Below are 20,874 nucleotides of genomic sequence, written 5' to 3'. Positions count from 1 at the left end.
AAGCGGTAATTGGCGTTATTTCATCGACCAACGGTCGCTAACCCAGCCTCCCGCTTGTTCGTCGAAGTGATTTCCTGAAAATCGATGATTGAATTCAACATCTAATTTACTTGTTGGGCGTTCATCCATGAGTTGATGAATGTATCTCGCCATAGGATCCGTACAAGCTTCACGCTCTCTACGGGTAACTACTTCTTTGATCATTTGGAGTCTGTAGCTATTGCTGGCTCGTTTCATTTTTGACCTCCAGAACTCGATGGCAGCAGTTTGAACACATTGACGTCCAGATCGCTACTCATTAGTGTGCGCGTGGAGGCACATCACCATCGTTTGAAGTCCAAAGACAAATTGTTTGAGAGCAGTGTTTGTAACGCCATTCACATCTTTCTCAGAATCATTGACTATGCGATTAAAAATGTTTCGCGAAATTTAGCCGATGAACCTGCATATTTAAAAGACCTTATCAAACATAGAAGCCCAACACAGGGGCGTCAATAACACAAATGAACAATTTTTGAACATATTGTGAAGGTGGAGAGTTTTCAGTAATTTATCGAAAATAAAAAACCGAAGCACAAAGCTTCGGTTTTGAGGAAAGCCCTGATGAAATTGCTTGTAAAAGCTCTTAGTGCCAGGGGGAAGGTGTTTAGTATTAGCTACCAGATGCAGGACAGCCTTTTACTGGTTGGCCATTACTGAAGTATTTGATGTTCTCTAAGTTCTTGTTGTAGTTATCCGCAGAGATTTGTGGGTTGTTTACGAAGAACTCGCGCAAAACGTATGCATCAGTTAGCTGTGTAGATTGAACATCGATGATTGGATAGTTATCGCCACCAGCAGCACTGAAGCTGATTACAGAGAATGTGTACGTTTCGTTTAGATCGAAGCCTTTATTGTTAATATCGGTAATGGTTACTGAGCCAGCATCACAATTTACATCTAAAGTGATGTTATCTAGTTGAGCGTAAGCACCAGACCCTGCAGATTTCGTCGCAACCACGTCTAGGTATTCTTTAACTTCTTTACCTGTCATAGTTGCTTTAGTCACGAAGTTACCAAATGGCTGAACCGTTAGTACGTCACGGTAAGTGATATCACCATCTTGGATTGAATCACGCACGCCGCCAGAGTTCATCACACCAAAGTCAGCATTTACCGTTTTGTAAGTACGGTATGCCTCGCCGAGTAGGTGACCTAGGTTAGTTTGTTGAGAGCGAACTACGTTACGATCACCTTCTAACTTACCCGTCGTATTAGAAATCTTCTCATCTAATAACTCTTGACCTTGTTGTTGGTATGGCAGTAGTAACGCTTTTACTGTTGCATCTTGTTGAATTCGTTCACCGATAACTTCATCGTTTTCGTCTAGAAGGTTTACAGGAATCAGTGCGTAGTTCGCTAAGTGAAGCTTGCCGTCGTAGTATTCGAAGTCAGCACGACCCACATATTTACCCCACTCATGCGCTTGCATAATCCAAGTGCCTTTTTGTTGGTCTGGGGCACAATCATCCCCAGGTTTGAAATCAGCATACTCATTGGTACCTGGTTCCATACATACAGGGTTTTGCGAGTGACCACCGATGATAGCGTTTAGCTGTCCTTCTTCAAGAGAGCGAGCGAGTTTCACGTCACCTGGTGCTTCACTACCGTTTTTACCATCTTCGTAGTGACCCATGTGCGTCGTTGCAAATACTAGGTCTACCTTTTCGTTCTCTTCGATTTCCTTCAGCACCTTTTTGATTTCTACTTGAGGGTCTTCGAAGTGGATGTTTGATACGTTGTCTGGATTGACTAGCTTCGCAGTGTCTTGCGTTGTTAGACCAATAACAGCGATCTTAAGGCCGTTGATAGTAAATACTTTGTAAGGGTCGAAGTAACGCTCGTTTGTATCTTTTTTATAGATATTCGCAGCCAGCATAGGGAAGTCAGCTAGCTCGGCTTGCATATCGAGAATATCTAGTGAGTTATCAAATTCGTGGTTACCGACAGCCATTGCATCGTAACCAAGTAGGTTCATCCCTACGAAGTCTGGAACCGCATCTTGCATGTCTGATTCTGGTACACCGGTATTAATATCACCGCCAGATAGCAGAATGGTTTCACCGCCTTTTGCTTCGACTTCTGCGCGGATAGATTCGATTAAAGTGTGACGCGCAGCCATGCCGTATTCGCCGTCGCTGTTATGCCAAAAGCGACCATGGTTATCGTTAGTGTGGAGAACGGTGAACTTAGTACAAGAATCTGCAGTCTCGCAGGTTACTGGAGAATTGTCGCTGTCTGAGCCGCATCCTGCTAGCGCAGCGCCCACTGCCACTACCAAAAGAGATTTGGAAAACTTCATAAGGGATCCTTTCTTTGTGATTTTGTTATTGTTACGGCGTGAAATATACGGAATTAATGTGAAACTTTAGTGATCTATCTCTTATTTATACTTCTATCGGAGAAATGAATTAATAAGCCTGCAAACTACGTCTATAAATAAACAGAATTGGTATTTAGTATTTATTTTATATAGCTAGCTCTATTTTTTGTGAGGTAGTTAATTGAATGTGTGTTGTTTGTGTGAATCAATGCGCATTTTTGCGAAGTATTACGCTGATTTTGGTGATTATTTTGCCAAGTTTATGTTTTTCCTAATAGGTATGACACAAATCGTTATAAATTTTCGCTCTAATGATGAGGGGCTCGGTTTGTATGCACAATGAACAGCACAGAGCTTAAACTCATTTGATCATGGCTTTATTCTGCCTAACTTTATCAAAAATTGTATTTATCTCTTTACTATAATTGCGATCGTTTAGAAATCTTATGCTTTAAGCATCGTTTATTTATCCTCATCCGATACCTTATCGTGCTTATTCCGCATTTGACACTCGAGTGTTTAAACAAATAGATTCAATCTAATGAGTCAAAATGAAAAGTAAATAATGGATCGTTCTTCTTCGAATATTATGATGTGAACTATCATTTAATTAATGAAAATGAAATGGATTAATGTAAAGCGTTGCGACTGTAGCTGTTATCTTTGAGCTTTGGTTTAAAGGGTAGGGTTAAAAGAATTTGTAAGTGGTGAACGCTAAGAAAGGATGCTTATGAGATACACAGTAAGGGACGCACTCAAAAAGGAAGTCGCCCAAATCGCCAAGATACACGTTGATTCTTGGCAGGTGGCGTATAAAGGATTAATGCCAAAGAGCTACATAGAGCAGTTTACGATTGAGCGTCGAGAAAGGATGTGGGCGCGAGTGATGACGGAGCAACTGGCCCAATTGATCGTAGTTGAGAGGCAAGGAGAAATTGTTGGCTTTTTAAGTTACGAGTTACCTAACCACACCAGCGAAGATAAAACGGCATTAGTGACATGTTGCTACGTTACGCCGCTACATTATGGGCAAGGAGCAGGAAGTGCACTGTTAGATGAGTTAGAGACACGTTTGCTCTCTACGTCAGTTATGCAGATCAGTTTGAAAGCACTGGATACTAATCAACAGGGGCTTAACTTTTACAAGAAGTGTGGTTTTGTGCGTACTGGAGAGGAAGAGTCGGAAGTGATTGATAGTATGACGCTGACCGATCTCACTTTAGTGAAGTATATTGCCCGTTCATAAATCAAATGTTATATGCCAAATATAGTAAAACCCCGGAGGTGGTAAGACTCCGGGGTTTTGAAATTTTTAGATGTCTCGGTTGGTAAGTCCGATTATCTTTTATGCAAAAGGTTTGGATTTAATCCGATTAATTCCTTGGTAGGGAATTAGATGCGGATGAAGTCCATGTGTTCAACTTTTGGCTTGAACGCGTGACGTTGAACGTCTTGTGGCTTAACTTTAACTTCTTTGCCATCGATAACTAGAACGATGCCTTCGTAGAATTCAGGCTTGTCCATTTGGTTTACGATGTCGTCGTGGTTAAGAACGATAGCTACTGCTGCTTCTTCACCGCCGTATACAACTGCAGGGAATTTGCCAGCGTGACGTAGGCGGCGGCTCGCACCTTTACCTAGTTCAGTACGTACTACTGCTTCGAATTTCATAGTATTTACTCTCAAATTAGTAAAAATCAAATGTTCACAATCAACAATGCGACCTTGTTGTTCGTGGTAAAGCTTGAAACAGGAACTGTTCAAGCGAGCGCGGATACTATCATTCCACTTATAAATGGGCAACCCAAATCGTATCCAAATCAACAAAAAGGTATGATTTAGCGGGGTGGAAGGCTATCCCTTTTAACGCTTTGCTTGGATTTTGTTCACATCGACTTCATTTTCATCGGTTTACTGATCATGGTCCGAAAAACAAAGTTTATGTGTTATATGCTTTATGTTCGGCTGAGATGTAAGACTAAAGATGCTTTTAATCCACCTAAAGCGCTTGTATCCAATGTTAATTGACCTCGGTAACTGTGTGCCATTTCACTGACTATGTTTAGACCAAGACCTGAGCCAGGGGTTGTTTCATCCAATCTAACTCCTCTCTTGATTACTTGACTCAGTTTCTCTTTAGGGATGCCTGGCCCATCATCTTCAATAATGATGTGTATATTTTCCTTATCCTGAGAGGAGTGCACACGAATCATGCTGTTGGCCCACTTATAGCAATTTTCTAGCAAGTTACCTAGCATTTCATCGAGATCGGTCTGCTCTACTGCTACATTCAGCTCTGAATCAAGTTCATTAATTAAGGTAATGCTTCGGCTCGCATACACTTTATCAAACGCCATTGAGATAGCATCCACACGCTCTGCTGGGTTCGACTTCACTGATAATATGTTCATCGATCCGGCCATACGGGCACGACCCAAATGGTAATCGATATGGTCTTGTATTTGATTGATTGGAGCTCGGAGACGGGATTGTGCCTCAGGTTCTAACGTCTGAACTTCATTTTTTAGAACAGAAAGTGGCGTTTTAAGTGCATGAGATAGGTTACCTGCATGATTGCGAGCTCTCTCTAGTAATTCTTGGTAATGGAACAGCAGAGCGTTGAGGTCGAAGATTAGAGGAGAAATCTCTTTTGGGTAGGTTTCTTCTAGACTCTTTTTATTACCAGACTTCAGCTCGGCTAATTCTTTTTGTAGCTTTGTAAGCGGACTCAATGACCAAGCAATTTGCAGTAAAATGACGGTAAGTACGCCCGCGAATAATAAACCCAAAATAAGCCAAAGTTGGCCGATTAACGTCTGAAGGGTATTTTTAATGGGCTCTTCGTCAATACCAATAATAATGTGAATAGGACCATCGTAATCAGGAAGATACAGTGCTTTTTCTAGCGTAATTAGTTTTTCGCCTCTTGCTCCATACGCATCTTTATCCAAACCTTTGTATTCGATTTTTTTGTCCCACAACGAACGAGAACGTTCGAGGCTTGCCTCTGTAGAGGCACTCCAATACAAACCACTGTAAGGTCGGTTAAATCGAGGGTCTGATAGCTGAGCTGCGAGTGAAAGATGCCCGGTGTTATCGACTTCTAACTGTGCGGCGACTTCATCCATAAAAATGCTGAGCTGTGAGCGAGTGTCATCAACCATATAGTTGTAGACCTGCGTCGGTATCGTCACACCAGCGGCGAGGATCATTGCTGTTAACCAAACGATCGCCGCTAAAACGAGGCGACTTTTGATACTCAGTCGTTTTATTGCGTTCAACGGTAGCCTGTTTCTATTCGGCATTTAATTGGTATCCCAACCCTCGGACGGTTTTGATGATCTTTGGTGCGATTTTTTTGCGAATTCGGCCGATAAAAACTTCGATTGTGTTGGAGTCACGATCAAAGTCTTGTTTGTAAATGTGCTCGACGAGTTCGGTTCGAGAAATCACTTTTTCCGGGTTATGCATAAAGTAAGCGACCACTTTATACTCTAGCGCCGTCAAGCTTACCGCTTGACCTTGCCACATGACTTTAGAAGTGCGTGTATCCAAGCTCAAGTCGCCAATTTGCATCACAGGAGAGGCATGACCAGAGGCTCTTCGCAGCTGTGCACGAATACGAGCGATAAGCTCAACCATTTCAAATGGTTTAGTTAGGTAATCGTCTGCACCTGCGTTTAAGCCTTCAACTCGCTGCGTTAGGGTGTCGCGAGCGCTTAGAATCACGACAGGAGTATTAATGTTTTCATCTCTGATGCCTTTTAGGACGGTAAGACCATCCAGTTTTGGCAAGCCGAGGTCGAGAACAATGGCGTCCCATTCTTCCGAAGTCGCGCGATACAGAGCGTCTATGCCATCTTGGGACAATTCTGGTACCCAGCCGGTACTTTCTAATGTTTCGATGATTTGCTCGCCTAAACGAGGATCATCTTCAACAACAAGTATTTTCATATTGATGATTCTTATTATGTTTGGATTTTTATCGAAGTAAGCTACGCATCGTGTCTGGATGACGCATTAGACAAGTTTAGTTGTTTTGCGGCTTTAACGCTTTGTTAAAGCTGCGACCTTTGATCTCAAGCATTTCTAGCGTGGCGGCGTCGTACTCAACTTTCAGGACGCTATTGTTGTACAGAATTTTCAATTCATACACCCAAGCATCATCATCTTCTTCAAGCTCGACCTTGATGATGCGGCCGTATAGGTCGTTTTCTACTGCGGCGTAAAGTTCCGAAAATGGTCGTATATATCCTTGTTGAACCGCGCGATAGACCTCATCTTGATCTTCATCGAATTCGATGCGTGTTCCTGGCTTTTCGACATCTTGCACGATGGCGTGGCCATTTTGTGATGTGTACTCGTTGCCATGCTTGGCAAAACTTGGTGCACACATGAATGTCGTGATAAGGCCGAAAAGTAACGCAGAATGTAGAGAAGTCGTTGCTTTATACATAGTCAAACCTTTTCTGGAGCGTTAGCCGCAGTATATCGGATATAGATGAACAGAGAGTGAATCAGCTAATTAAGTTTTGCCATATGTTGTCGATGTTATTTCAACTCATCTTCAAAAATCTTATCCCGCAGCTTCCAAAAGCGACCAGATTTTCTAGCAATAACAAACTGAGGCAAACGGAAACGATGTTGATTAGCGACAACGCGTGTCGGTGAAGCCTCTTCAAAAGGGCGATGCTTGTCTGCTAAGTGGGGGCGTACGAACTGATCTTTAAACGTTTGTTTTTGTTTTTTGGTACTCAATGTCCAAAACTCATGAACTAACGCATTGCCTTCGCCTTGGTATGGTTCACCAGAATACGTCACCTTTAGCTGAGATTTACCATCACTGGACTTAAATACAGATAGGTCCATTTCTGTGCATTCAAAGATTAATGCATCTTTGAGATTAAGGGCTTCTTTTAGCTTTTTATCTGAGTCTACGAGCGTCGCATCACACTCATGACAAATTCGTGCAGCGATATCGTTGTCCGCACCACATTCACCGCAGTATTTGGCACGAAAACGGTAGCCACAGTGTTCACGTTCGCCTGTGTCTTCATCTTCAAAGTAACCTTGGCAACGTCTGCCAAAATGTTCAACCAAGAAACCGTTACTATCCAACTTACCCCAGAAGTTGTTATTGAATCCGCAAGCCGGGCAAGGAATCGTGATAATTTCACTGTCAGAGTCTGGTTTGGGATCACCGACTTCAGGTTGGTATAAATCGTAGCTGTTGCCTGCGTAATCAAGCACTAAACATTCTGATTTTCCGTCTGATAAGCGTAATCCTCGTCCTACTATCTGTTGGTACAGACTGACTGACTCTGTTGGTCGCAAAATCGCGATTAAATCGACATGCGGCGCATCAAACCCGGTTGTCAGTACCGAAACATTGACTAAGTATTTTATTTGACGATTCTTGAACGCTTGGATGATCGCATCGCGCTCCGGCGTAGGTGTATCACCAATGACGATTTCAGTTTCGCCTTCTGGCAATAAACTGTGTATCTCCTGTGCGTGTCGAACAGTTGCAGCGAAGATCATGACACCTTGACGCTCTTTCGCATATTGCATGATTTGCTCAACAATTTGTGGAGTCGCACGTTTGGCTTTATCGATCACCATGTCCATTTCTGCTTCTTTGTAGCGTCCGGTGTTAGCGGGCTTCAGTTGTGAGAAGTCGTAAGACAAAACGGGGGCATCCATCATGCGGGCTGGAGTGAGGAAGTTTTCGTCGAGCAAGTAACGGATCGGCAGTTCGAAAATACAATCGCGGAAGAATCGAGGCTCTTCGGTTCGCACTTGACCTCGGGTGTGATACTGATAAATCCAGCCCATTCCTAAACGATAGGGCGTTGCAGTTAGTCCCAGCACCTTAATGCCAGGGTTCAGTTCTCGTAAGTGAGTAATAACTTTTTGGTAGCTGCTGTTTTTGTCATCTGGCACACGATGGCACTCATCAATAACGAGCAGAGAAAACTGGTTTTTGAACGAATCTAAGTTACGTACGACCGATTGAACCGAAGCAAACACGACTTGCTGGTCAGTTTCTTTTCGTCCCAATCCTGCTGAGAAGATAGAACCTTTTAAACCATAACCTTCATACTTCGCGTGGTTTTGCTCGACCAGTTCTTTTACGTGGGCGAGGACTAACACTCGTCCTTTCGCAAGGCGAGCAAGTTCTGCGATCACCAAGCTTTTTCCTGCACCGGTTGGCAGCACGATCACTGCTGGTGTCGAGTGTTTACGAAAGTAATGAATAACGGCTTTAACCGAGTCGGCTTGATAAGGACGAAGTGTGTACATGAAAATATGTGAAATTGCTCAACTATTCGAACGAGGAACGCTATAATACCTGACTTTTATACCCAAGTGACCTTTAAACCGAGATTTAGAGATCACTTGGGTATAATTCAATGAGGTATTCATGCGTTTAGATAAATATTTGTGTGACGCTCTGGGTGCAACACGCAAACAGGCAACAAAGATCATCAAAAGTGGAGACATCACCGTAGACGGTGAGGTTCAAAAAAGTGGTGCATTTAAAGTACCTGAAGGTGCGGAAGTGATGTGGGAAGACCGTGTTATTGGTGCTCCTGGTCCTCGTTACATTATGTTGTATAAGCCTGCTGACTTTGTTTGTTCACATGAAGATGGCTACAACCAAACTGCATTCGCACTGCTTGATGAGCCTAAAATTGAAAACCTTCACTTTGCGGGCCGATTAGATGTCGACACAACTGGTTTAGTGTTGATTACGGATGATGGTAAGTGGTCTCACCGTATTACCTCACCTAAGCATAAGTGTGAGAAAACGTACCGTGTTTGGCTCGTCGATGCTATTCAGCCAGATTACGCGGAAAAGCTCGAACAAGGCATCATTTTGCGCAATGAATCAGAAGCAACATTGCCCGCTCGTTTGGAAATCGTGAACGAGGCCGAGAATGAAGTATTGTTAACTATCGTGGAAGGTAAGTATCACCAAGTGAAACGTATGTTCGCGGCGTTAGGAAATAAAGTTGAGTACTTACATCGTGAGCGTATTGGTTCTATCGAACTTGATGAGGCACTAGAACCAGGTGATTATCGCTACCTCACGCAAGAAGAAATTGATTCTATTTGGAATTAATTGTCGGCATGGGAAATTCTTTAGTTCCTAATAGGAACTAGTCTTTTGGTAGGAATTGGCTCAAAATAAATTTTCCTACCAAAATTAGTGCCTAGACAATTCCGGTGTGCTTACTCATCTCAGTGATATGCCTTTGCATTTAGCTGATGCATGCATACTCTTATTGCAAAGCCTTCGGCTACGGTGAATGGAATGATGGTGTCAACGCCATCATTTTTACTGCATTGTGTTTGTTTCCCATAAACACATTTCGCTTTCACATGCTTTTCTATGTCGAGTTCGTCAAGGTCACACCTTGGTACATATTTGCCCTTATGATTCTCGAACGTTGGATAGAACAGGTTTTTGGCTTCTACATTCAGCGATATGAGAACTTCCGTTATTTTCACTTTGTTCTGCAAGTATTGACGGTAGGGCTCCAACAAGAGGTAAAAGAATGACAGAAAAAGCTCAAAGTGCTCCGCAATCCCAAATCAGTTTTCTATTGTTTCTGGTACTAGGAGCGATTGGTGCTTTGACGCCTTTGGCGATCGATATGTATTTGCCTGCGATGCCGACAATTGCGAAAGATTTGGGGGTCGCGCCTGGCGCGGTTCAGATTACGTTGACGGCTTATACCGCGGGTTTTGCGATCGGCCAGTTAATTCACGGGCCGCTTGCCGATAGCTTTGGTCGCAGACCTGTGTTGATTTTAGGCGTACTTTTCTTCGGCTTGGCTGCTGTTGTGAGTGCGACAACAAATGGCATTGATGCGCTGACCTATGTACGTACGGCACAAGGTTTTGCTGGCGCGGCAGCGGCGGTCATTATCCAAGCTGTCGTGCGTGACATGTTTGACCGTGAAGACTTTGCACGCGCAATGTCCTTCGTTACTCTGGTCATTACTATTGCGCCGTTGGTGGCACCGATGATCGGTGGCCATCTCGCGATTTGGTTTGGTTGGCGTTCCATTTTTTGGGTATTAGCTATTTTCGCTGTAGTCGTGATTTTTCTCGTACTTTGGAAAATCCCTGAAACGTTACAGCTTGAAAATCGTCAGCCTCTTCGTTTCCGCACGACGCTGAGAAACTACGCCAGATTATGCTCCAATCCTGAAGCGATCGGTTTGATGCTCTCAGGTGCGTTTTCATTTTCCGGAATGTTTGCATTTTTGACGGCGGGTTCGTTTGTTTATATTGATTTATATGGTGTTCGACCAGACCACTTTGGTTACCTATTTGGTTTGAACATTGTGGCGATGATCATCATGACCAGTATTAATGGTCGCTTGGTGAAGAAAGTTGGTTCCCATGCCATGCTTCGTTTTGGGTTGTTCGTGCAACTTTTGGCGGGAATTGGTTTATTCGTAAGTTGGTTAATGGACTTCGGATTATGGGGCATTGTACCTTTTGTTGTGCTGTTTATCGGTACATTGTCGACGATAGGTAGTAACGCGATGGCGCTGCTTTTAAGTGGTTACCCATCAATGGCGGGTACGGCGTCGTCTCTAGCGGGGACATTAAGATTCGGTATCGGTTCATTGGTTGGTGCGCTGGTGGCATCACTGCCCGGGAATGTTGCTTGGCCGATGATCATCGTAATGTTTGCTTGTTCTGTGCTTTCAGCACTGTTTTATTGGACTTTAGGAAGAAAGGCGTAATGTCGAATTACACCAAAGAAATTCAAAACTTGGTTAACTCAGCACTTGAAGAGTTAGATCAAGAGCATCGCTCAGGTAAGTTAGCCAATGCCCCTGTTGCGAATAACCATTATTTAGTGCGTTGGGTAACAAAGGCGCTAAAATCACAACGTTTCGGACGTACGGTAGGCGATGACTTAACGCGTTGGCAAAAAGCAGGTCGCTCAAAGGGGAACGATGCTGGTTTGTTGTTTATCTTCAAGCGTATTTCTGCTTTTTATGCGCAATTCTTCCCTGAAGGTGAAGACTCCAAAGTGTTCAAAGATTCAGATATTGAGTCTTTTCTTGATTTGATGGAGCAAGCAGGCTGGGAAGTCTCGACGTCTGAGCAACTGATTGGGTGCGGCAAAGTACAAATCTTCACTGAAGGTCAAAACTCTTTAGCGTTATGTGCAGACCAATGCGAAAGCTGTTTTGATGGCGAGTTGCTCGTAAAGCCAATGAGTTGGTTTGTACGTGGCAATCATGCTGAGTTTGTTGAGAAAGCAGCGCAATCGGGCTTTATGGTACATAAGGTAACAGACTACAAATCGATGGTGAAATACCATGGCGAGTACCTTATTTTTCCAGCAAACGAAGGCAACCAGTTAGCCGAAATTCCACTCTCGTTCAAAGCTGACTAAAGTGACATTTTGAGTGTTTAGAAGCCCCTGTTATTGGGGCTTTTTGTTTTCTAAACGGTTTGCTTCTTTCGCGATGGCTTTGACCATGCCTTTAAATATGAAAAGATGGGCTGGCATCATTGCAAACCAATAAAGCAGCCCAAGAAACCCTTGCGGGTGCCACCAGGCGGTAATATCCAGCTCTCGTTCGTCACCGAGATCTTTGATGGTAATTTCTAAACGCCCAAGGCCTGGGCCTTTCATACCAAAAAACAGTGAAAGAAACTGATTATTATCGCAGCGAATCACTTTCCAAGAGTCAATAAAATCACCGACTTTAAGCTCTGGTCCAGGAGGAGAAACGCGAATCGGTTTTCCGCCACCAAAAAAGATATCGAGCCATTCACGTGTACGCCACAAGATGTTGGCAAAGTAATAGCCTTTTTCGCGACTCCCGATCTTTTGCGCCACTTTCCATAATGCCGCAGCGGAGGCATGAGTTTTAATGCTCGCTCCAGCTTGTTTTGGGTAATAGCCATATCCTGGTTGCCATCGACGAAGCGCTGCGGGTTCAAACCCCCAGACATTACTGCGTACAAATGTGCCTTCATCTTGAATGGTATCAGTTACCGCTTGCTCGTAGCTGATCAGCGTTTGAGGAAATCGTTCTTCAATCGCTTTGGAGTCTGCAATGTAGTCGTGCTCTAAGCCCGCAAGTAATGCTTTACCGATACTAGTTGGCACTGAGGTAACTAAACCTAGCCAGTACGATGCCATTTTCGGAGTAAGTAGCGAGGTCGACCACAGCCGATACGGCTTGTTCGTGATTCGGCAAATGACTTTGAACTGTTCGCGGTAGCTAAGTGTATCTGGCCCACCAACTTCATAAATTTGACTTTCTTCTGGAGAGGGGGCTTCTGCTAACTTCAACAAATAGTGGTTGAGGTTGGGCAAGGCAATAGGGTTCGCTTTTGAGTCGACCCATTTAGGCGCGATCAAAATAGGTAAGTTGTAGACAAAGTCACGCATGATTTCGAAAGCGGCAGAGCCGGGGCCGATGATAACGCCAGCACGCAATTCAGTTACTGGAATACCAGACTGTCGAATTATTTTTCCCGTGGCTTTACGAGCGGCTAAATGGCGAGAGTTTCCGGTTTGAGGTTGAATGGCGCTCAAATAGATAACATGCTCGACGGAGCTTTGTTCCAACGCAAACTTGAAGTTCAAAGCAAGGTTTAGTTCGTACTCAACAAAGTCATCACCTTGAGCCATCCCGTGCACGAGAAAAAATACTAAATCAAAATCGTTCACTACAGCCTTCGTGGTCTCTGCGTCAGCCAAGTCGAGATACCTTAACGTTAAATTAGGGTGAGGCTGAGTTCTTGACTCTAAATAATCAATATGTCGCGCCGCTGCTGTGACGGCGTAACCTTTATCTAAAAGTAACGGAAGAAGTTGAGAGCCAATGTAACCCGAGGCGCCTAGCACCAACACCTTTTTCATTATCTGTCCTTTTATCGTTGGTGGAATAAACACCACAGAGTATAATCATGAGACACTTTCCCCATTCTATCAATAAGTTGTCGTTGGAGCGCTTGTGACTTTTCTTTCTCAACTCTCAATACACGCAGATAAAGCATTCTTACGTCGTTTATTTGCAATCGCGTTACCAATTACACTGCAAAGCATGATGTTTTCAAGCCGAAGCCTCGTCGATGTTCTTATGCTTGGTCAACTTGGTGAAGCTGAAATTGCCGCTGTTGGAGTTGCTGCACGCGCGACTTTCGTCACCACCATCATGTTAGTTGGGGTGACAACGGGCGGTGCGTTGTTAACCGCTCAATATTGGGGGGCTGGCGATAAAGTTGGGGTGCGTCGCAGTACCGCTTTAACATGGATGATCGCAATGATGTTTGCTGCGATTGCTGTTGCTTTGTTTGTTGTTTTTCCACAACTCATCATGAGCTTGACTACCGATTCACAAGAAGTGATTGAATTAGGGGCCAGCTATCTCATTATTTCGTCGGTTAGCATGTTTGCTGTTGCATGTGTGGCCAGTATGTCGGTGGGCCTAAGGGCGATGCACCAACCAGGCCTAAGCACTTTTTTTAGTGGTATAGGCATTTTATCTAATGTTTTTCTTAACTGGGTTTTAATTTTTGGTCAATTAGGCTTTCCTGCTCTGGGTATTACGGGAGCAGCGATCGCAACGGTAATCAGTGGCGCGATCGAAGTAGGTTGCTTGTTTGGTTATCTATGGTTGAAAAAACACATAATCGCATTTGGTTGGGATGATATACGCGCAGGATTGGTCTTAGATAAAATTACGCGTTTCTTGAGCCTCTCTTTGCCAACCACATTTAACTTCTTGGCGTGGGCTGGTGGGCTGTTTGCTTATCACGCCATCATGGGGCAAGCAGGTGTACAAGGTTTGGCGGCACTTTCCGTAATGACACCTGTTGAGTCGATCGCATTGGCGATGATGATTGGTTTATCGAATGCGGCCGCAGTTCTAGTAGGGAACCAGCTCGGCGCTCGTAATTTTGAACCCGTTTATTATCAAGCATGGGCTACGGTCATTTTGAATGTGCTTATCGCATTTGTGGTCGCCGTCTTGTTGATAGTGTCAAATCAATGGATCCTTAATGCGTTTAGTGCACTGACAACGGACACTCGCGAGCTAGCTGAACAGTTTATGGTGATTCTTGCGTTGGGTGTCGTGCTACGCTCGGTGCCGATGATGGCTATTGTTGGTGTATTACGTGCGGGCGGTGATGTTAAGTTTTGTTTGTATCAAGACATCTTGGCGCAGTGGGTGATCGGGATTCCACTCGCAGCATTTGCAGCGATTTATCTCAATTGGGACCCACAATGGGTTTACTTACTCTTTTTGACGGAAGAAGTTGTGAAGTGGGCGATTTGCTTGCCAAGAATGGTTAGCCGAAAATGGATGAAAAACCTGATTGGCCAGTAAGGAGGAACAGAGTTTATTTTAGCTGCAAAAATCTGCTCAAAACGTCAACAAAATTAGCAACAGAAAGTGAATCGAGTTGCATTTGTACTTCCATAGTGTGATCAAGCATTCAAAATACTTTCTACTAACAGGATTTTAGTGTAGATTCTGATCCCAATTTTTAAACACCATCCGAGCGGCATAATCAATGTTAAAACTGTCAGACCTATGTAAAGGCTATGTAGACGGGGGAGAGTTTCACCCTGTATTACAAGGGGCAGAATTAACATTGCAGCAAGGCGACCAAGTTGCTCTGATGGGAGAAAGTGGTTCGGGTAAAAGTACTCTGCTGAATTTAATCGCCGGATTAGATACTGCTGACTCTGGTGAAGTGCAGTTTCCAAATTTTGCTATGCATGAAGCACCGGAGCATTTAAGAACCCTTTATCGCCGCAACAATATTGGGAATATCTTCCAACAATTCAACCTGCTTCCTACACTTAATATTGCCGACAATATTCGTTTTTGTCGTCAGTTAAAAGGTCTGCCGGAAGATAAAGAGTTGTGGCGTCAAATTCTTTCTGCTTTGGACTTAATGCCATTGCTAGGACGTTATCCGGAAGAGGCGTCTGGTGGTCAGCAACAACGTGCGGCGATTGCTCGTGCACTCTATATGGAACCCAAAATCCTGCTTGCTGATGAGCCAACTGGTAGTCTAGATGAGCGAAACGCAGAAGCAGTAATGCGCTTATTAACGAGTCTCGCTCGCCAACTGGAGTGTACTTTGCTGTTAGTGACGCACAGTGAAAAAGTGGCCGCCCATATGGAAGGAAAGATTCGACTTCAAGGAGGGCAGCTACATGTTATGGCCCGTAGTTAAGGCACTACTCGGTCATTACCGTCGTTACCCTCTACAAATTATTCTTGTCTGGCTGGGATTAACTTTAGGCGTGTCCCTCCTTGTTGGTGTTACTTCTATCAACCAGCATGCAAAACAAAGTTATGCTACTGGGGAAAAGCTTTTCTCCAATCCTTTGCCATACCGAATCCGAACGAAGCACTCTGCCAATAAAATTCCTCAAGGTTTCTATATTCAGTTACGTCGAGCTGGGTTCAACCAATGTGCACCGTTTGACGTGCTGCATCTAGATGCCAAGACCGATATGAGCCTGATGTTGGTGGGGATAGATCCTGTCGCGATGATCCCACTACAACAAGGAAAATCGCTAGGTGAGATGCCTGTTTTATCACTAATGAAGCCTCCTTATCCTATTCTCGTTAGTCAAGATTTGGCCGCTTACATGAGTTGGCAGGATGGGGACTTCATTGAGATGAATGACGGAAGCCGTCTTGGGCCTATTCAAGTAGATAAGGACAAGATGCTTTCGGGTACTCGGCTGGTTACTGATATATCGTTGTTGCGTATGCTCAAGCGGAGCTCAGGTTTGTCTGCGATTTCTTGTGGTGAAATGCCAGAGGAAAAGCTAATAGCACTGAAAAACATGCTGCCAAACGGAATGACGCTCGTTAGGAATACGCGTACAGAGCTTGAGTCGCTAACTAACGCATTCCATATGAATCTCACCGCGATGGGAATGCTGTCGTTTTTGGTCGGGTTGTTTATTTTTTATCAAGCGATGTCTCTGTCTTTCATCCAGCGACAACGTTTGGTAGGTATTTTGAGACAGACTGGTGTTAACGGAACACAGTTAGCGCAAGCTTTATTACTAGAGTTGTCTTTGCTCGTCTTTATTGCGTGGGCGTGTGGTAACTTTTTTGGCTTGATCTTAGCAAATGAACTTATCCCAGCAGTGTCTTCGAGCCTGAGTGATTTGTATGATGCCAACGTAGGCTTAACCATAGGATGGTCATGGCAATCTAGCTTATACAGTCTAATCATGGCAGCGATGGGTGCGTTGATATCGTGTCTGTGGCCATTAATCCGTTTGTTGAAGTCACAACCAATCCGCCTTTCTTCTCGACTGTCGCTAATGCGATTTGCTGGAAGAGAGTTCTCTTGGCAGGCGCTTGCGGCATGTGCGTTTTGTGTCGCTGCAATAGCGGTATATCAGGCGCCGAAAACACAAGAAACCGGCTTTGCTATTATTGCTCTGATGTTGGTTAGTGTGGCGTTGTTTATGCCATTTATTATGTGGCATATGTTCCAAAGTTTTTCTTATACCATGCGATGGGTTCGTGTCCGTTGGTTTTTTGCTGATGCAGCAGCCAGCATGAGCTATCGCGGTGTGGCTACGATGGCGTTTATGTTAGCGCTGGCGGCAAACATTGGTGTAGAAACAATGGTCGGAAGCTTTCGAGATACAACCGATAAGTGGCTAAATCAGCGATTAGCCGCTGATGTGTACATCTATCCGACCAACAATTCAGCCGCTAGGATGAGCGCATGGCTCCAGAATCAGCCAGAGGTGAACTCGGTTTGGTGGCGCTGGGAAAAAGATATGCCGACCGAGCATGGTGCTCTGCAAGTTGTGAGTACGGGCTCTTCTGAAGGTGAGTTAGACTCACTTACCGTCAAGTTAGGTGTCCCAAATTACTGGTATCAACTGCACGCTACCAAGAGCTTAATGGTCAGTGAGTCGATGGCCTTGAAGCTGGATATCCGCCCTGGCGATTTCATTAACTTGCAAGAACCGCTTGGTGGTGACTGGCAAGTCGTAGGCGTTTACTACGATTATGGAAACCCATATAACCAGGTGATGATGTCGCACCGGAATTGGCTGTATGCATTTGCAGGTACGGGTAATGTTGGTCTTGGCGTAGTATTAAAAGATAACGTCAATGGAGAAGGGCTGAAAAATCGCTTAGAGAATGTATTCCGTCTCCCGCAAGATCGTGTGTTTGATAACGGTAATATTTATAGCCAAGCAATGAGAGTGTTTGATCATACCTTTGCGATAGCAGGAACCTTGGGCAATATCACGCTGATTATTGCTGTGTTTGGTTTATTCTTTGCGACGTTGGCAGGAGAACTTTCACGGCAGCGGCACTTTTCCTTATTAAGGTGCATGGGTGTGTCCGGAAAAGAACTTGTCGTATTAGGTGGTTTGCAGCTATTCGTCTTCGGAGCCATTTCTGCGATTATTGCAGTGCCGCTCGGCTTGGCGCTCGCACATTTGATCGTTGATATTATCATTAAGCAATCATTTGGCTGGTCTCTAGAGCTTCAAACGATTCCATGGGAGTATGCTCAAACCATTGCTTGGGCAATGCTTGCCATCATGGTTGCTGGCGCATTGCCAGTTATTAGAATGATCAAAAGTACACCGATGAAGTCATTAAGGGACGCGTTGTAATGAAAAAAATGGGCTCTAAAAAACGCTTGTTGGTTTCAACGCTCATTGTTGTTACGTTCGCTTTTCTGACTGGGGCTGCTTTTTACTCGACTTTTTGGTTAGAGGCGACAGCAACACGAGAAAGCGAACTTGATTCTATCTTAACGCGTGAAAATCAAACGATTTTCGAGCCTGTACTACCTAATGAGCATGTCTCTTTACCCTCAGACTTTCGCTTTCATCCCGAGTATCAGCATGAATGGTGGCACTACTTTGCGAAACTAAAAGATGAGCAAGGCAAGATCTACAATGTTCAATGGAGCTATTTCAGGGTTGCGACGGACGAGCGAGAAACCAGCGGTTGGCAGAACCCTCAATTGTACATTTCACATGTTGTCGTCAGTCATGGCTCGCATGTATGGAAAGAGCAACGGGTAGCTAGAGGAGGGATAGGCCAAGCTGGTATGATCAATCGTCCTTTCAGGTTATGGATTGATAATTGGACTTGGCGATCACTCGGTGCGACGCCTTTCCCGGGTAACTTGAATGTGAATACTGATACGTTTGGACTTGAGCTCAATACCATGACAAACGGCCCCTTTGTCGTGAATGGAGACAAAGGTTTCCAAGTTAAACATGCGTTGCAATCTGTTGCTTCTTTCAGCTTCAGTGCTCCATTTTTAAAAGTAAAAGGCAGCTTAAGCTTAAATGGTAAGCGATTCTTAGTGACGGGTTCTGCTTGGGCGCAAAAAGAGTGGGGCAGCGGCTTAATTGGTGAGGGGCAACAAGGCTGGGATTGGTTTGTTTTCAATTTAGATGATGGTCGAGCATTAACTGTTAGCCGTTATCGTCACCATGGGCAAACACCGCACGTGTTTGGCACGTTGTCGACACGCTCAGGTAAAGTCATCAACCTCTCAGACGATGATATCAGTATCAAGCCAATGCAAGTGACCAGTTTATCCAATGGAAGAAGGTTACCTTTGCAATGGATTATCAATATTCCGAAGCATCAAATTAATTTGACTACCCGCATTATCAAGTCAGATATGTGGCTACCCTTTGTAATACCTTACTGGGAAGGGCCTACTTTAGCCTCCGGCTCCAATGAGGCTTGGGGCTTTATGCAGCTGACAGGCTATTGAGTTGTGAAGAAAACCACCCCCTACGGGTGGTTTTTTAGTGCGCGAAGCTTCCTAGCTTTTTCTCAAAAGTACGGGGTTATCATGATGGTACAAGCCGTGTTATGCTGATTTTCTCATCATCTTGATAAATATTTGGTGCGACAAAAACAAATACGATCTCCGATCAAAATTGAGTGTCATGTTGGAAAATACGATGTATAGTAAACTTAACATCGAAAAAACCGAAGTTTATACTCTGAAGAAGCGATTATTCTAAAGTTTTCGACAGCTATACACTCTTATCACTCTTTGTTAATCGTTTATCAAGATAATAAATATAAGGACGAAACCATGAACGATGTCATTCGTGACTTTTTCAAAATGGAATCAGCAGGTGGTATTCTTCTCGTAATCGCAGCGGCAATTGCGATGACCATTGCTAACTCACCGCTGGGCGAAACTTATCAATCTGTACTGCATACTTATGTATTCGGTATGTCAGTTTCTCACTGGATTAATGACGGCCTAATGGCTGTTTTCTTCTTACTTATTGGCCTTGAAGTGAAGCGAGAGCTACTTGAAGGAGCGCTAAAATCAAAAGAAACCGCAATTTTCCCTGCGATTGCAGCGGTTGGTGGTATGTTAGCCCCTGCTCTTATTTACGTTGCGTTTAATGCTAACGACCCAGAGGCGGTTTCTGGCTGGGCAATTCCAGCTGCGACGGATATTGCATTTGCTCTAGGTATCATGGCGCTACTAGGTAAGCGCGTACCAGTAAGCCTTAAAGTGTTTTTGTTAGCTCTCGCTATCATCGACGATTTAGGTGTGGTTGTTATTATTGCACTGTTTTACACAGGTGATCTTTCTAGCATGGCGCTGCTTGTTGGCTTCATCATGACTGGTGTCCTGTTCATGTTGAATGCGAAGGAAGTAACGAAACTGACGCCATACATGATAGTCGGCGCGATCTTATGGTTTGCGGTACTTAAATCTGGTGTTCACGCAACACTTGCAGGCGTAGTGATCGGCTTTGCTATTCCTCTTAAGGGTAAACAGGGCGAACATTCCCCACTTAAGCACATGGAGCACGCACTTCATCCATACGTGGCATTTGGTATCTTACCTCTATTCGCATTTGCAAATGCGGGGATTTCGCTAGAAGGCGTATCGATGTCAGGCCTAACTTCAATGCTGCCATTAGGTATTGCTTTGGGGCTACTGGTTGGTAAGCCTCTAGGTATCTTCACCTTTAGTTGGGCAGCTGTGAAAATGGGTGTAGCTAAGCTACCGGAAGGCATTAACTTCAAACATATCTTTGCGGTCTCTGTGTTGTGCGGTATCGGTTTTACAATGTCTATATTCATTTCCTCTTTAGCGTTTGGAAATGTAAGCCCTGAGTTTGATACCTATGCTCGACTAGGCATCTTAATGGGCTCGACGACAGCCGCGTTACTTGGCTACGCGTTACTGCACTTTTCTTTGCCTAAGAAAGCGCAAGCGTAAGATACACACTGTTTAGTAAAGCCTCCCATTCGGGAGGCTTTTTTATGTCTGCAGATCGGCACATCAACCACTTCAGGGTGGTTACTTTTGTGACCAACTAAGGTCTAGCTTATGGAGTTGGGGCAAATCATCGAAAGAGGCGCTTGGTAAATCTATAGGCGAAAAAAAGCCCAGCCGAAAATTTGACTGGGCGGATACAAACATAGGAGTTAATAAGAAAAAAGCAGCAACGT

The 20,874-nt window shown here is 44.2% G+C and carries 17 protein-coding genes; 9 read left to right on the top strand and 8 right to left on the bottom strand.

The window, feature by feature from the left end:
• Window positions 1–15: 15 nt before the first annotated feature.
• Window positions 16–237: a hypothetical protein gene (locus R7P35_RS06915; RefSeq protein WP_005386686.1), complete on the bottom strand. Its 222-nt coding sequence runs from the start codon at window positions 235–237 to the stop codon at window positions 16–18.
• A 415-nt stretch (window positions 238–652) separates the two neighbouring features.
• Complete coding sequence (gene ushA, locus R7P35_RS06910) at window positions 653–2,341, bottom strand: bifunctional UDP-sugar hydrolase/5'-nucleotidase UshA (RefSeq protein WP_104975241.1); 1,689 nt, start codon at window positions 2,339–2,341, stop codon at window positions 653–655.
• Between the two features lie 751 nt (window positions 2,342–3,092).
• Here ushA and R7P35_RS06905 point away from each other — a divergent pair.
• The gene (locus R7P35_RS06905; protein ID WP_104979003.1) at window positions 3,093–3,608 is read left to right on the top strand and encodes a GNAT family N-acetyltransferase; all 516 of its coding nucleotides are present in this window, start codon (window positions 3,093–3,095) and stop codon (window positions 3,606–3,608) included.
• A gap of 146 nt (window positions 3,609–3,754) precedes the next feature.
• Here the strand turns inward: R7P35_RS06905 and rplY are convergent, their stop codons facing one another.
• The 5 genes from rplY to R7P35_RS06880 form a co-directional block, all read right to left on the bottom strand.
• Window positions 3,755–4,033 carry a 50S ribosomal protein L25 gene (gene rplY, locus R7P35_RS06900; protein ID WP_005378066.1) on the bottom strand — a complete coding sequence of 93 codons (279 nt, stop codon included), beginning with the start codon at window positions 4,031–4,033 and terminating at the stop codon, window positions 3,755–3,757.
• 284 nt (window positions 4,034–4,317) lie between these two features.
• Window positions 4,318–5,667: an ATP-binding protein gene (locus R7P35_RS06895; RefSeq protein WP_054576423.1), complete on the bottom strand. Its 1,350-nt coding sequence runs from the start codon at window positions 5,665–5,667 to the stop codon at window positions 4,318–4,320.
• Complete coding sequence (locus tag R7P35_RS06890) at window positions 5,657–6,316, bottom strand: response regulator transcription factor (protein WP_104979004.1); 660 nt, start codon at window positions 6,314–6,316, stop codon at window positions 5,657–5,659. Before R7P35_RS06890 ends, R7P35_RS06895 begins: the two co-directional genes overlap by 11 nt.
• Window positions 6,317–6,392: 76 nt before the next feature.
• Window positions 6,393–6,758 (bottom strand): PepSY domain-containing protein, encoded by a 366-nt coding sequence (locus tag R7P35_RS06885; protein WP_372008595.1) that lies wholly within the window; start codon window positions 6,756–6,758, stop codon window positions 6,393–6,395.
• Between the two features lie 155 nt (window positions 6,759–6,913).
• Entirely contained in the window at window positions 6,914–8,665 is a 1,752-nt protein-coding gene (locus tag R7P35_RS06880; protein ID WP_213904725.1) for a DEAD/DEAH box helicase, read from the bottom strand.
• A gap of 121 nt (window positions 8,666–8,786) precedes the next feature.
• Here R7P35_RS06880 and rsuA point away from each other — a divergent pair, with 121 nt between their 5' ends.
• From rsuA to R7P35_RS06865, 3 genes are all read left to right on the top strand, one after another.
• On the top strand, window positions 8,787–9,488 hold the full coding sequence (gene rsuA, locus R7P35_RS06875; RefSeq protein WP_033905117.1) for a 16S rRNA pseudouridine(516) synthase RsuA: 702 nt from the start codon (window positions 8,787–8,789) through the stop codon (window positions 9,486–9,488).
• 436 nt (window positions 9,489–9,924) lie between these two features.
• Window positions 9,925–11,127 (top strand): Bcr/CflA family multidrug efflux MFS transporter, encoded by a 1,203-nt coding sequence (locus R7P35_RS06870; protein WP_005378055.1) that lies wholly within the window; start codon window positions 9,925–9,927, stop codon window positions 11,125–11,127.
• A complete protein-coding gene (locus tag R7P35_RS06865; RefSeq protein WP_054700677.1) occupies window positions 11,127–11,789 on the top strand; it encodes a DUF2913 family protein in 663 nt (220 codons plus the stop codon). The genes R7P35_RS06870 and R7P35_RS06865 overlap by 1 nt, the downstream gene beginning before the upstream one ends.
• A 30-nt stretch (window positions 11,790–11,819) precedes the next feature.
• On the opposite strand, the gene R7P35_RS06860 is transcribed toward R7P35_RS06865, so the two are convergent.
• On the bottom strand, window positions 11,820–13,271 hold the full coding sequence (locus tag R7P35_RS06860; protein WP_213904724.1) for a DUF2867 domain-containing protein: 1,452 nt from the start codon (window positions 13,269–13,271) through the stop codon (window positions 11,820–11,822).
• Window positions 13,272–13,365: 94 nt separating this feature from the next.
• Between R7P35_RS06860 and R7P35_RS06855 the strand changes: the two genes are divergently transcribed.
• The 5 genes from R7P35_RS06855 to nhaA all read left to right on the top strand — a co-directional run bounded on the left by R7P35_RS06855 (window position 13,366) and on the right by nhaA (window position 20,641).
• Window positions 13,366–14,742 carry an MATE family efflux transporter gene (locus R7P35_RS06855; RefSeq protein ID WP_017820846.1) on the top strand — a complete coding sequence of 459 codons (1,377 nt, stop codon included), beginning with the start codon at window positions 13,366–13,368 and terminating at the stop codon, window positions 14,740–14,742.
• Window positions 14,743–14,929: 187 nt separating this feature from the next.
• Entirely contained in the window at window positions 14,930–15,601 is a 672-nt protein-coding gene (locus R7P35_RS06850) for an ABC transporter ATP-binding protein (RefSeq protein WP_005378040.1), read from the top strand.
• Window positions 15,582–18,035, top strand: a complete 2,454-nt coding sequence (locus R7P35_RS06845; RefSeq protein WP_005378038.1) for an ABC transporter permease — start codon at window positions 15,582–15,584, stop codon at window positions 18,033–18,035. Before R7P35_RS06850 ends, R7P35_RS06845 begins: the two co-directional genes overlap by 20 nt.
• Complete coding sequence (locus R7P35_RS06840) at window positions 18,035–19,159, top strand: lipocalin-like domain-containing protein (RefSeq protein ID WP_025766852.1); 1,125 nt, start codon at window positions 18,035–18,037, stop codon at window positions 19,157–19,159. The genes R7P35_RS06845 and R7P35_RS06840 overlap by 1 nt, the downstream gene beginning before the upstream one ends.
• A 330-nt stretch (window positions 19,160–19,489) precedes the next feature.
• A complete protein-coding gene (gene nhaA / locus R7P35_RS06835; RefSeq protein WP_005378034.1) occupies window positions 19,490–20,641 on the top strand; it encodes a Na+/H+ antiporter NhaA in 1,152 nt (383 codons plus the stop codon).
• The last annotated feature ends 233 nt before the right edge of the window (window positions 20,642–20,874 follow it).

Source organism: Vibrio sp. Vb0304 (assembly GCF_033338995.1).
In the GTDB taxonomy this organism is placed as follows: Bacteria; Pseudomonadota; Gammaproteobacteria; order Enterobacterales; family Vibrionaceae; genus Vibrio; species Vibrio alginolyticus.
Note: the sequence above shows the minus strand (reverse complement) of the source record. Positions and strands in the feature narration are given on the sequence as shown.